Origin of the sequence: Xenorhabdus stockiae (assembly GCF_002632825.1) — a bacterium.
GTDB lineage: Bacteria > Pseudomonadota > Gammaproteobacteria > Enterobacterales > Enterobacteriaceae > Xenorhabdus > Xenorhabdus stockiae.
Genome location: NZ_NJAJ01000017.1, coordinates 1 through 12,258 on the forward strand (window position 1 = coordinate 1; position 12,258 = coordinate 12,258).

Sequence of the window (12,258 nt, forward strand, 5' to 3'; positions counted from 1 at the left end):
GACAAAACTGCGCCCACTGGGGGATGAAAAGACGACAAAAGTCGTCGACATCGCAGAAAATTTCAACTAACTTGTCCATGGCCTGTTCCTCCCCGGAGTCGTTTTAGGCTTTCACCAAAACTTTGCTCCTGGAACAGGCCTCTCGTCAATTTCTTATCCAGAATTCAGGTTAATTAATATTCCGGGTTAATTGTTTATAAAAAATTGCATTATTATTTACAGACAAATTTCATGCACTCATTAAATAAGAAATAAGCATAATCAGTGATTAATAAATTAAATTACTCAACACTTATTAAAAAACAGTCTGTATTGAAAACGCTGTAAAATGAAAAGTTATGTAAAAATAATTTAGATAAAATCAAAGAGTGCTTTAAAGTCAATATGGTATATTTGGCAGATTCATAACTACATTATAATGCTCAGATAGCCAGCTTTCTAGGGATCATCGATAATCACCTACTCATTAAAGTAGTAACTTTAGCGAGTAACTATAGATAACAAAGAGAAAATCTGAAAGATGATGAGTATATATTCAATAAAAAAGTGGTAGAATAGCGCCACTGCTTTTATTATTTTGGATTTATAACTAATGAAGTATCTACAACAATCTGAAACTAAAACGTATTCAGGCATAAAACTGTTTACCGACCTTGTCGGGAAACGTATTACACCAGGGCTACACTGGCATTCCTCGAGCAATCGGGCGAAATTTGCTTTACGCAGTTTTTTTACACCAGTTTCTACATTTAAACTATTGGACAGAATTGCCAGCACACCTATTTATCAGGATATTTTAAAAAAACAACCGAGTTTGCCCTGTAAACCACATCGTCCATATTTGAGTATTAACTTCAAACGAAACCAGATTGTTCATGCAATTAGTGAGCATTATGAAATTTTATTTCAACAGCTTACTCCAACTGTTATTGATAAAATATTTAATACTGATGCTTATTTATTGGCAACTATTCAGGGAAAAAACGAGTCGTTCAATATATATATAGACTCTTTAGATAATCTGAATAAAGAAGGTGAACTATCTTTATATATGACTACAGAAGATAATGTCATTCTGGCAAAATGTGCATTCACTTTATTAAAAGTAAATGGCAAGCAAACATTATTTATCGGAGTATTACAAGGCCCAGCTAAAGGGGATAATTCTCTGGATATTATCCGTAATGCAACAAAAGAGTGTCATGGTTTATTCCCTAAACGTTTATTGCTCGAATCTATTTGCCGTTTTGCTGAACATACCAACTGTGAGCAGATCTTAGCCGTCAGCAACGAAACTCATATCTATCGCAGTATCCGTTATTGGCATAAGAAAAAACACCTGATGGTGGCTGACTATAATGCGTTTTGGGAATCTCTGAGTGGTTCCAGAAAAGATAACAATGATTTTCATCTGCCATCAATCATTGAAAGAAAACCATTGGATGAGATCCCCAGTAAAAAGCGCTCAGAATATCGTCGCCGTTATCAGTTACTGGATGATTTGGAGAGCCATATTAAAAGCGCTCTCACCCGTTAATAATCATCACAAAAAACGAGTTTTCTGATACGACATTCAGCGAGGCTTCGCCATTAACCATGTAAGATGCGTTTTTATGGCAGGCCATTCGCTGAGTACTATACTGTATACGCAAGTATCCCTAATTGTGCCATTTTTTGCCCGTAAGTGATTGCGCAAAATACCATCCAGCTTTGCCCCCAAGCGTTCAATTGCTCTGCGACTCTGCTGATTCAGAAAATGAGTGCGTATCTCCACAGCAACACAACCGAGTTTTTCAAACGCGTACTCCATTAACAGGTATTTTGTTTCTGTATTAATAGGCGTGCGTTGCGCTGATTTAGCATACCAGGTCGAACCAATCTCCAATCTGGGAAGCGTGGCATCAATATTCATATAGGATGTCATACCTACTGCCACATTCCTTTGATTATCAATAACAGCAAAAGGGAGCATTTTTCCCTGCGCATGTAGGCCCAGACGGCGTTCAATTTCAGCTTTCAAACCATCCGGAGCAGGTACATTGGCGCACCACAACTGATGTAATTGACCATCTTCAATAGCGTTGACGAACTCATCATGCCTTTCCTGCGTCAAAGGTACTAAAGTGACATGTTTTCCTGTTAAAGTGACTTGTTCAGTTATGTTTTGCATCATATTGTTATCCTTGGATATTTTTACTTTTTACTGCTATGCACTATTTTTAAAGACAACCTATAAACAAGGCTGATTTTTACCGGCGGCAGGGTAACTGAAAAAATCCTCATTATCTTAAATGAAAGTTAAATAAATATTACATTCATGTGAAGTTTTTTTGTGGGATTTATTCAAAATGAAATTTTATTTAACTAAATCTTCAAACCCATTGAGTAAGATGATTTCATGATATCTGTCACAATCAATTAACAAAGTGATTCCAATCAGACTGGAACCGTCTAAATTTGTACCAATCTCATCCGACCACTTAGCGAATCGCTAAGCCATATTGAAAACAATAATAATGTGTGAGTCGTCAAATTATTCGATGGAGACTGTAATGAGCAATTACCCTCACTTATTTACCCCTCTGGATTTAGGCTTTACTACCTTAAAAAACCGCGTCCTGATGGGTTCGATGCATACAGGGCTTGAAGAACATCCTGACGGAACCCGGAGGCTGGCTCAATTCTATGCCGAACGAGCTGCTGGAGGGGTTGCCCTTATTGTTACAGGCGGTATTTCTCCCAATCCACAAGGCGTAGTTTCAGCAGGTGCAAGTGTGCTGAACAGTGAAAATGAGTTACCTCACCATAAGTTCATTACAGATGCAGTACATCAGGCCGGTGGCAAAATTGCTCTCCAGATCTTGCATACCGGGCGTTATAGCTATCAAAAAAAACTGGTTGCGCCTTCTGCTCTTCAGGCTCCGATTAATCCATTTATCCCTAAAGAAATGACTGAAGAGGATATACAACAAACCATCAGTGACTTTGCCCGCTGTGCTCAACTGGCGCAACAAGCCGGGTATGATGGTGTTGAAATCATGGGTTCAGAAGGTTACCTCATTAATCAGTTTCTGGTTGCCCGCACTAACCATCGGCAGGATCAATGGGGAGGCAGTTTCGAAAACCGCATGCGTTTTGCCATAGAAATTGTCAAAGCTGTGCGCGCTATCGTCGGGAAGCAGTTCATCATTATTTATCGCCTTTCCATGCTGGATTTAGTGGAAGAGGGATCCGACTGGCAGGAAATCGAGCAACTGGCTCTGGCCATTGAACAGGCTGGAGCTTCCATCATCAATACCGGTATTGGCTGGCATGAAGCCCGTATCCCGACAATCGCCACAATGGTGCCCAGAGCCGGGTTTAGCTGGGTGACCAAAAAGCTGATGGGGAAAGTAAAAATCCCTTTGATTACGACTAACCGTATCAATGACCCCCATGTTGCAGAACAGATACTCAGCGAGGGCTGTGCCGATATGGTTTCTATGGCGCGCCCTTTTCTCGCTGATGCGGAATTTATGCTAAAAGCAGAACAAAATCGGGCGGATGAAATCAACACCTGTATTGGCTGTAATCAGGCGTGTCTGGACAGAATATTTGTCGGCAAACTGACCTCCTGTCTGGTCAATCCACGCGCCTGCCATGAAACAGAATTTATTGCTGAACCCGTGACTTCTCCTAAAACTATTGCCGTAGTCGGAGCCGGGCCGGCTGGTTTATCTTTCGCTACCACAGCCGCCAGCCGCGGGCACCATGTCACATTATTTGAACGTGAAAATAAAATTGGCGGGCAATTTAATATTGCTAAGCAGATCCCGGGTAAAGAAGAATTCCATGAAACACTGCGCTATTTTGAACGCCAGCTGGCGCTAAATGGTGTTGACGTCAGACTTAATCACACTGCAACAGTAGAACAACTTGCTTCATTTGATGAAGTCGTCATTGCCAGCGGCATTACACCACGGACTCCCGCTATTGATGGCATTCACCATGAAAAAGTCCTGACTTATCTGGATGTGTTAAAGCATAAACGTCATGTCGGGCCGCGCGTTGCTATTATCGGTGCCGGTGGGATTGGTTTTGATACGGCGGAGTATCTGAGCCAGAGTGGGCAAAGCAGCAGCCTGAGCAGCCACGCATTCTCTCAGGAATGGGGAATAGACCAAACGCTTTCTCACCGAGGCGGATTACAGCCAGAAGGCGCACGAGTGGAACTCTCGCCCCGGAAGATTTATCTGTTACAGCGTAAAGAGACTAAAGTCGGGGAAGGTCTGGGTAAAACCACTGGTTGGATCCACCGAACCAGTCTCTCGATGCGTGGCATCACGATGCTGAATAATGTCCAATACCTGAAAATTGATGATCAAGGGTTACATATCAGCCGTGAGGGGAAGCAGCAATGTCTTGAAGTAGATAATGTGGTGATCTGCGCAGGGCAGGAGCCGCTGAAAGCGCTGTATCAGCCACTACAGGATATGGGTAAAAGTGTACATTTAATTGGTGGAGCCGATGTCGCAGCCGAGCTGGATGCCCGCAGAGCGATTGATCAGGGAACCCGGCTGGCAGTAAAGATTTAGTGCAGAACGCAGAACTTAGTGCAGAAGTGAAAAGTTAATACAGATAAAGAGCGGATAGAAGAGTGACAATAAACCTACCGCTTATTGTCACTCTTGCTGTTTATCATTAGCGCCGGGCTAACTCTTCAGGCACCCGTTTTGCGTCTTCAGCCTGACAGGCTGCGGCAGTAAACAATACATCTGTTGAGGAATTCAGGGCGGTTTCAGCCGAATCCTGCAATACACCAATAATTAAACCTACCGCAACAACCTGCATGGAGATCTCATTGGAGATACCGAACATACTGCACGCCAGAGGGATTAATAATAATGATCCACCTGCTATCCCCGATGCTCCACATGCTGCAATTGCTGAAACCACACTCAATAGTATCGCCGTTGGAATATCAACAGATATACCCAGTGTATTTACCGCTGCCAACGTCAATACCGTGATGGTCACCGCAGCACCAGTCATATTGATCGTTGCTCCCAACGGAATTGAGACTGAATAAGTATCTTCATCCAGATTCATACGGCGGCACATTGCCATGTTAACCGGAATATTGGCAGCAGAACTGCGGGTAAAGAAAGCGGTCACACCACTTTCACGCAGGCAGTCAAAAACCAGTGGGTAAGGGTTGCGACGTATTTTCCAATATACAATTAATGGGTTAACAACCAGTACAACAACAATCATACAGCTCAGAAGTACAACCAATAGATGTCCATAACCGAGCAATGTATCAAAGCCTGTTGTGGCAATAGTGGAAGCAACCAGACCAAAAATCCCGAGAGGAGCCAGACGAATAACAACACGAACAACCTGAGTCACCGCTTCAGCCAAATCCTGAACCACTGATTTAGTTGATTCCTTCGCGTGGCGTAATGCGATACCCAACCCGATTGACCATGCCAGAATACCAACGTAATTCCCTTTTAATATCGCATCAATCGGGTTAGCAACCACATTGAGCAATACTCCCTTCAATACTTCAACGATATTATCCGGTGGTGACATTTGAGCATCATTAGTCACCAGTATTAATGTTGATGGGAATAAAATACTGCCGATCACAGCGACAACAGCAGCAAGGAAGGTTCCCATAATATAGAGAACGACAATCGGTCGGATATTAGTTTTCTGGCCTTTCTTATGGTTCGCAATAGAAGACATAACCAGAACCCACACCAGAATCGGTGCAACCGCTTTCAAAGCACCGACAAAGAGCTCGCCTAATAAGCTGGTTGATTGAGCAGCAGAAGGCGCTACCCATGCCAGTAATACCCCTGCAATTAATCCAATAATAATTTGTGTGACTAGGCTTCCCTGTACAATATATTGCACAAAGCCTTTTTGTTGTTTTTCCATAGCCTATCCATTTGATATTTTGGCTTAATCAGCCTGTTGGTTTTGTGTTTGCTTTTCCAGTAGTAGGAAAGTTCATAAAACTGAAAATAATAATTAATAAAAATATACAACCAACTCAACAAGTGATAACAAAATAGTCACATTTGTGTGATCCATTCTACACATTTCCTATTTCATCAGGCATCCCTGAAATCTCAAAAGGAATAAAGATTAGTATTTGTATTTTATAATCAAATAGTTATATGAATTACCCGCTTTGGCGATAGTCACCATAATCGGCATTATCTCCAATATTATTTATGGATTTTTTTTACTATGTGATGATAAAACGAAGTTTTTCTGGCTGGAAAAGACAGAAATACAGCCATACAACAGGGAAAATCAGAAAACAGAGTTATTTTATGCAAACTTCGTAACTGAATTAATTAATTGATATCTCTGGACGATGTTACTTTTATTTTCATACAAATGTTCAATTGCTCACCAAAATTTTCTGTTTCACTACTGATGATTTTGTTAGAGTGTCCCTGTCATTTATTCATGCCATTTGAAAGGAGTTTGAAGGCTCATAATTGTCAATCCGTATATAACTTTTTGTATATTATGATTATTTAATAGTAAAAAATCATAAATACACCATAAAAGTAAGATGTAATCCTTAACCCGTGTTTTAGGAACATTTGATGGAAATTGTAACAGACCTTATTTATGCACTTTGGCACCAAGATTACGCAACACTATCTAACCCCTCATTAGTTTGGGTCATTTACCTTCTGCTATTCACAATCCTGTTTCTGGAAAATGGGGTGTTACCTGCGGCATTTTTGCCCGGCGATAGTTTACTGATATTAGTTGGCGTTCTGGTTGCTCAGGATACAATGGATTTTTCCATTACATTAATTGTTCTTACCGCGGGTGCAAGTCTCGGTTGTTGGGTTGGCTATCTTCAGGGACGCTGGCTGGGGAACACAAAATTAGTGCAGGGATGGCTGTCCCATCTTCCTCCCCATTATCATCAACGTGCCCATAATCTCTTCCATCGTCATGGCTTGTCAGCACTGCTCATCGGCCGTTTCATTGCTTTTGTCAGAACATTATTACCCACACTGGCAGGCCTTGCCGGACTGAATAATACACGTTTTCAGATATTCAATTGGCTCAGTGGTTTCCTATGGGTCATTATCCTGATGACTCTGGGCTATGCTCTCGGTAAAAGCCCCCTATTCCGCGAGTATGAACACTATCTGATGAACTTTCTGGTGCTATTGCCTGTAGGTCTGTTACTGATCGGTTTAATTGGTAGCCTGACGTTTATCTGGCGCAAAAAACGCACAAATAATTCTCCACAATAATTCTCCCTCTTTATTTCCCCTGTAGCATTGCGGATAACCATGTTGCAGGGGTTTGAGCACCAATTCCTGCTATGTATTTAGGATTAATCTGTCGCATCATGTGATAATTTTTCACCATCTTGCCTTTAAACTCCTTATAAAAACGTCTATGGTAGAAATTCATTCACCGTATATATACGAGGAGAGTTCCATGCCACAGAAAAAAAACTCTGACGAATTACGTGCTGAATTACAGTCCCTTGCAGATACTCTGGAGGAAGTTCTCAACAGCTCCGGTGAACAATCCAAAGCAGAACTGGAGAAAATTCGCAATAAAGCAGAGAAGATGTTGAAAGATGCCCGCACTGTTATCAGTGATGCCGGCGATAAACTCACAGACCAGACCAAAGAAATAGCCGGTCGTGCAGATAATTATGTCCGCGATAATCCCTGGACCGGTGTGGGTATTGGTGCAGCAGTAGGTATCGTACTGGGTGTATTACTGGCAAGACGCTAATATGACGCAATTACCCCATTCACAAGGCCCGGGGAGAGGAATATTTAATACCTTACGGCGAGTAGCAACTCTGATTGTCGGCATGGTTGAAACCCGAGTTCAGCTTGCAGCACTTGAGCTGGAAGAGGGAGCCGCCACGCTGGTGAAATTATTGTTGCTGGTAGGGTTCACGCTGTTATTCGCAGCCCTTGGCATAACATGTTTGTTGATACTGGTTTTTCTGGCCGTTGATCCGCTCTACCAGATTACTATTATCGCTATTGCCGCAGGAACCTTGCTGCTTCTCGCCGTGCTTGGCACGATTTGGACTATCAGAAAATCCCGCCATCTGGCTTTTTTCAATGCTACCCGAGAGCAACTCAGAATCGATCGCAATATGTTGGAAAATGACCATGAATAAGTCGCGACGCCTGCAACGAGAACAGCGCAAGCAGGCATTACTGCAACAAATCCAGCTACAGCGTCAGTCTCTTTCAGAGCATGGTCAACAATGGCTCGCCCTTACCCGCACTTACGATCATAGCTGGCAGACACTGCTCTCTTTCAAGCCTTATTTTGCGGTCGGCAGTGGTATATTACTGCTTTATGGCATCCGCCATCCTAAAAAGCTTTATCGTTGGTCGCTCCGCATGCTTGGGATCTGGAAACTCATTGATACTACCCGCAATATCTTTAACAGCCGTTAATATTTTCTACCGGATTATTCTTTTTCAAATCTCTTTACGTATATTGAGGTATTCCTTCAAAAAAATTGCATTAAATTGTTAATATTCCTTACTATCAACCAGTAACACCTCTCCTTAGAATACCCTCCATCAACAAATACCATCAATAAATGATGAGCTTAATTGTGCTTTTTAGAACACACGCCTGGAGACGTTCATGAAAAAATTTGAAGATAGTGGTTTATTAGTCGCACGTATTTTAATTTCAGTCCTGTTCATTATTGCAGGCTATGGGAAGTTAGGGAGTGCTTATGCAGGCACACAAGAATTCATGGAAGCAATGCACGTGCCCGGAATTTTACTGCCACTCACTATCTTACTTGAACTCGGCGGTGGCCTCGCTGTGCTGTTCGGATTGTTTACCCGTACGACAGCCGTATTCACTTTTATTTTCTGTATCCTGACCGCACTGCTGTTCCACTATGATTTTTCAGACGATATGAACCAGACGATGTTCCTGAAAAACTTCTCTATCGGTGCAGGTTATCTGTTGCTGGCAATGATGGGACCGGGCAAATTCAGTATTGACCGCTTGCTGAAAAAGAACTGGTAATTACCTCCTGCCATAAACAGCAAAGCCCCTCACTCAGGGGCTTTTTGATAATGGCTACTTGAATAATTTAGGAATTTCCCGCAGGCACCACGCCTTGGCTTCTCCCATCCGGTCACGCCGCCATGCCATAATAATGTTAGTTTCATGGATATATTCCGAACCAACAACCCGCAGACGACCTTCTGCAATATCTTTTTCCACCATCGGATAGGGCATTGTTGCGACCCCCAGACCGGCCAACAGCGCCCGCCGTTTATTTTCCAGTGAACTGACCGTTAACCGGGGTTGCTTATCCAGTAGCTGAACTGTCAGCACCGGGCGTTCTCTTGCCGTATCAGCTACCGCTATCCCGCGGTATTTAACCCGCGTAGCATCGGATAAAGGTTCCGGCTCATTGTGGATAGGATGATCCACACTGGCAACGTAAACATTTTTGATGGAGTAAAGAGGGCGTGAGTTGATCTCTGCTGATGCCCTGAAATGAAGATCTGGCGCAATCACAATATCTGCATAGCCAGTTTCCAGACGCTCCCAAGCACCTGCCAGCACTTCTGTGACCAATGAAAGCTGAGTATTCGATTTATTCGCCAGCTTGTCCACAAGGGGAAAGAGTGACTCAACCGGAAACAAGGCTTCACAGACGATAAATAAATGGGTTTCCCAGCCACGGGCAAGTGCCTGTGCATCTGTGGTGAGCTTATCTGCGGCTTCAAGCAGTACCCTGCCCCTATCAAGCAACATTCGGCCAACATTGGTAAATTTTGTGCGATGTCCGGAGCGGTCAAACAGCACAACATCCAGCTCTTCTTCCAGTTTCTGCATGGTATAACTTAATGCAGAAGGTACTCTTCCCAACTCATCCGCTGCGGCCGCAAAACTTCCTCGACGTTCTATTGCATCCATAACCCGCAGGGATTCCAGTGTTAACGCTCGTTCTTTACCCATATATGTCCGTTACCCATAATTTCTCAATCAGTAAATTTGAATATAGGGAGCAGATTAACTGGCTAACATTTCAACGTCCAGATAATTAAGATTGAGACTGACAGTGTGTGGCAAGGAGAACATACTTATGATAATAACCAGAACAGCAAATCAGTGTGGAAAAGCCGACTACGGTTGGTTAAAAGCTAAGTATACTTTTTCATTCGGTCACTATTTTGACCCAAATTTTTTGAACTACGGGGCACTACGAGTACTTAATCAGGAAATACTTGCCCCACAAACAGAACTCAAGCCAAAGGCTTATCCTCATGTCGATATCCTGAATATTATTCTACAGGGTGAAGCGGAATACCGTGATAGTGCAGGAAACTACATTCAGGCTCATCAGGGAGACTGTCTGCTATTTTCCACGCGTCAGGATCTACGCTACAGCGAGCATAATCTCAGTAAGAAAAAATCGCTGCATCGCCTGCAAATCTGGCTTGATGCCAAGCCACATCAGGCTCCGCAACCGGTACAGTGCAGGAGGCTGTCAGCTCAGCCATTAACATTACTCGCTTCACCTGCTTCCGGAAAAAACAGCATGCACCTGCGCCAATCAGCGTGGATAAGCTACCTTATGCTACAAGCTGGTGAGTCTCATAACGTACCGTTACAGGGGAAACGTGCCTACCTACAATCAGTTAGCGGTAATGCTGAAATTCATACTGACAGAAAATCTGGCACAGCAACTCATGCCAATATCAGGTGTGGAGATGGGGTATTTATTCAGGATGAAACACAACTGAACCTGCGAGCAACTTCTGCATTTCAGGGGCTGCTGATCGATTTGGGAAACCAATCACCCTGACCCGCTTTCTGATTAATATCCTGAATAAAAGAAGAAGCCCCATAAAGCTAACGCTTTATGGGGCTGAATCTGTGGAGTTGGCCGATAAGCCGGGTTCTGTCGTGGACAATCATTCATCTAGGCCAGAACTTACGCGCTGGCTCAAGCAACCTACCCGGGTTCGATACGGGCCGTACCATGTGAACCTCTATTTGGTCTTGCTCCGGGTGGAGTTTACCGTGCCACGGACTGTTACCAGCCGCGCGGTGCGCTCTTACCGCACCCTTTCACCCTTACCTGATCTCAGCTTCTCACGAAGAAAGGCTGAGCCATCGGCGGTTTGCTCTCTGTTGCACTGGTCGTAGGCTTTCACCTCCCAGACGTTATCTGGCACCCTGCCCTGTGGAGCCCGGACTTTCCTCCCCTTTACTCTTCCCCGAAGAGAGCAGTAAAGCAGCGACTGTCTAGCCAACTCCGGCGCGGATTATAAGGGGTTTATTTCCTGATGTATAGGAGTTTTCACACATCCCTTTATACACAATGGATTTCACATTTCAGTTTCATTTTGCTCAATAGCATGACGATACAGAGCATTTTTCTTCACGCCATGAATCTCAGCAGCCAAAGCCGCAGCTTTCTTCAACGGAAGCTCTTTTTGTAATAATGCCAGTGTCCGTAATGCTTCAGGCGGGAGACTGTCATCAGCGGGTTTGTGATACCCCTCAACAATCAACACCATTTCTCCCCGACGGCGAGTTTCATCTTCCCTGACCCACGCCAGTAATTTCCCCACAGGCATACCCTGAATAGATTCCCATGTTTTCGTCAGCTCTCGCGCCAACACCACATATCGCTCAGCTCCCCAGACTTCAACAATATCTTCTAAGCTGTCCAGCAAACGATGAGTGGATTCATAGAAAATCATTGTTCTTGATTCCTGAGCCAAATCACGCAGCGCATCCTGACGCCCTTTGCTTTTGGCTGGCAGGAAACCTTCATAGCAAAACCGATCTGAAGGCAGACCCGCAGCAGATAATGCCGCAATTGCCGCACAAGGCCCCGGCAACGGAACAACACTAATCCCGGCTTCACGACAGCGGCGGACAAGGTGATAACCCGGATCATTAATTAATGGCGTTCCGGCATCAGAGACGAGCGCAATACTTAAACCTTGTTGTAATTTCGCAATTAATTGATCTGCTTTCTGCTGTTCATTATGATCATGAAGTGCGAACATGCGCGCATTAATGGCAAAATGTTGAAGTAACAGGCCGGTATGTCGCGTATCTTCGGCAGCAATCAAATCGACATGTTTAAGAACTTCAAGTGCGCGCTGAGTGATATCCCCCAGATTCCCGATAGGAGTTGGCACAACATACAGCGTAGATGTCGTAACCACTGCTCGATTGGTTTGATTCATTGTTTCATCCGAA

At 43.7% G+C, this 12,258-nt stretch carries 12 protein-coding genes and 1 other RNA gene; 8 read left to right on the forward strand and 5 right to left on the reverse strand.

What is annotated here, in order from left to right; translation table 11 throughout:
- The first annotated feature begins 592 nt into the window (after positions 1-592).
- A complete protein-coding gene (locus tag Xsto_RS10210) occupies positions 593-1,537 on the forward strand; it encodes a VirK/YbjX family protein (protein WP_099125012.1) in 945 nt (314 codons plus the stop codon).
- Positions 1,538-1,573: 36 nt separating this feature from the next.
- Here Xsto_RS10210 and Xsto_RS10215 read toward each other — a convergent pair whose 3' ends face one another.
- Positions 1,574-2,170 (reverse strand): GNAT family N-acetyltransferase, encoded by a 597-nt coding sequence (locus tag Xsto_RS10215; RefSeq protein ID WP_099109719.1) that lies wholly within the window; start codon positions 2,168-2,170, stop codon positions 1,574-1,576.
- Between the two features lie 382 nt (positions 2,171-2,552).
- Here Xsto_RS10215 and Xsto_RS10220 point away from each other — a divergent pair, with 382 nt between their 5' ends.
- Positions 2,553-4,574, forward strand: a complete 2,022-nt coding sequence (locus Xsto_RS10220) for an NADPH-dependent 2,4-dienoyl-CoA reductase (protein WP_099125013.1) — start codon at positions 2,553-2,555, stop codon at positions 4,572-4,574.
- A gap of 106 nt (positions 4,575-4,680) precedes the next feature.
- On the opposite strand, the gene sstT is transcribed toward Xsto_RS10220, so the two are convergent.
- Complete coding sequence (sstT, locus tag Xsto_RS10225; protein ID WP_099109679.1) at positions 4,681-5,925, reverse strand: serine/threonine transporter SstT; 1,245 nt, start codon at positions 5,923-5,925, stop codon at positions 4,681-4,683.
- A gap of 683 nt (positions 5,926-6,608) precedes the next feature.
- Between sstT and Xsto_RS10230 the strand changes: the two genes are divergently transcribed.
- The 5 genes from Xsto_RS10230 to Xsto_RS10250 all read left to right on the forward strand — a co-directional run bounded on the left by Xsto_RS10230 (position 6,609) and on the right by Xsto_RS10250 (position 9,051).
- Entirely contained in the window at positions 6,609-7,277 is a 669-nt protein-coding gene (locus tag Xsto_RS10230) for a DedA family protein (protein WP_099109678.1), read from the forward strand.
- Between the two features lie 190 nt (positions 7,278-7,467).
- A complete protein-coding gene (locus Xsto_RS10235; protein ID WP_099109677.1) occupies positions 7,468-7,773 on the forward strand; it encodes an ElaB/YgaM/YqjD family protein in 306 nt (101 codons plus the stop codon).
- 1 nt (position 7,774) lies between these two features.
- A complete protein-coding gene (locus Xsto_RS10240) occupies positions 7,775-8,173 on the forward strand; it encodes a phage holin family protein (RefSeq protein ID WP_099125014.1) in 399 nt (132 codons plus the stop codon).
- Positions 8,166-8,459 carry a YqjK-like family protein gene (locus tag Xsto_RS10245; protein ID WP_099125015.1) on the forward strand — a complete coding sequence of 98 codons (294 nt, stop codon included), beginning with the start codon at positions 8,166-8,168 and terminating at the stop codon, positions 8,457-8,459. The genes Xsto_RS10240 and Xsto_RS10245 overlap by 8 nt, the downstream gene beginning before the upstream one ends.
- Before the next feature lie 196 nt (positions 8,460-8,655).
- The gene (locus Xsto_RS10250) at positions 8,656-9,051 is read left to right on the forward strand and encodes a DoxX family protein (RefSeq protein WP_099125016.1); all 396 of its coding nucleotides are present in this window, start codon (positions 8,656-8,658) and stop codon (positions 9,049-9,051) included.
- A 54-nt stretch (positions 9,052-9,105) separates the two neighbouring features.
- Here Xsto_RS10250 and Xsto_RS10255 read toward each other — a convergent pair whose 3' ends face one another.
- Positions 9,106-9,996, reverse strand: coding sequence for a LysR family transcriptional regulator (locus tag Xsto_RS10255; RefSeq protein ID WP_099109673.1), 891 nt, complete (start codon positions 9,994-9,996; stop codon positions 9,106-9,108).
- A 127-nt stretch (positions 9,997-10,123) separates the two neighbouring features.
- Between Xsto_RS10255 and Xsto_RS10260 the strand changes: the two genes are divergently transcribed.
- The gene (locus Xsto_RS10260; protein WP_099125017.1) at positions 10,124-10,846 is read left to right on the forward strand and encodes a pirin family protein; all 723 of its coding nucleotides are present in this window, start codon (positions 10,124-10,126) and stop codon (positions 10,844-10,846) included.
- A 69-nt stretch (positions 10,847-10,915) separates the two neighbouring features.
- Here Xsto_RS10260 and rnpB read toward each other — a convergent pair.
- An RNA gene (gene rnpB, locus Xsto_RS10265) (RNase P RNA component class A) lies at positions 10,916-11,301 on the reverse strand.
- A gap of 71 nt (positions 11,302-11,372) precedes the next feature.
- Positions 11,373-12,245: a 16S rRNA (cytidine(1402)-2'-O)-methyltransferase gene (rsmI, locus tag Xsto_RS10270; RefSeq protein ID WP_099125018.1), complete on the reverse strand. Its 873-nt coding sequence runs from the start codon at positions 12,243-12,245 to the stop codon at positions 11,373-11,375.
- Positions 12,246-12,258 lie beyond the last annotated feature (13 nt).

Excerpts from the sequence above, each read along its gene's own strand:
- Xsto_RS10210 (WP_099125012.1), top strand. The coding sequence starts at position 593 with ATGAAGTATCTACAACAATCTGAAACTAAAACGTATTCAGGCATAAAA.
- Xsto_RS10215 (WP_099109719.1), bottom strand. The coding sequence starts at position 2,170 with ATGCAAAACATAACTGAACAAGTCACTTTAACAGGAAAACATGTCACT.
- Xsto_RS10220 (WP_099125013.1), top strand. The coding sequence starts at position 2,553 with ATGAGCAATTACCCTCACTTATTTACCCCTCTGGATTTAGGCTTTACT.
- sstT (WP_099109679.1), bottom strand. The coding sequence starts at position 5,925 with ATGGAAAAACAACAAAAAGGCTTTGTGCAATATATTGTACAGGGAAGC.
- Xsto_RS10230 (WP_099109678.1), top strand. The coding sequence starts at position 6,609 with ATGGAAATTGTAACAGACCTTATTTATGCACTTTGGCACCAAGATTAC.
- Xsto_RS10235 (WP_099109677.1), top strand. The coding sequence starts at position 7,468 with ATGCCACAGAAAAAAAACTCTGACGAATTACGTGCTGAATTACAGTCC.
- Xsto_RS10240 (WP_099125014.1), top strand. The coding sequence starts at position 7,775 with ATGACGCAATTACCCCATTCACAAGGCCCGGGGAGAGGAATATTTAAT.
- Xsto_RS10245 (WP_099125015.1), top strand. The coding sequence starts at position 8,166 with ATGAATAAGTCGCGACGCCTGCAACGAGAACAGCGCAAGCAGGCATTA.
- Xsto_RS10250 (WP_099125016.1), top strand. The coding sequence starts at position 8,656 with ATGAAAAAATTTGAAGATAGTGGTTTATTAGTCGCACGTATTTTAATT.
- Xsto_RS10255 (WP_099109673.1), bottom strand. The coding sequence starts at position 9,996 with ATGGGTAAAGAACGAGCGTTAACACTGGAATCCCTGCGGGTTATGGAT.
- Xsto_RS10260 (WP_099125017.1), top strand. The coding sequence starts at position 10,124 with ATGATAATAACCAGAACAGCAAATCAGTGTGGAAAAGCCGACTACGGT.
- rsmI (WP_099125018.1), bottom strand. The coding sequence starts at position 12,245 with ATGAATCAAACCAATCGAGCAGTGGTTACGACATCTACGCTGTATGTT.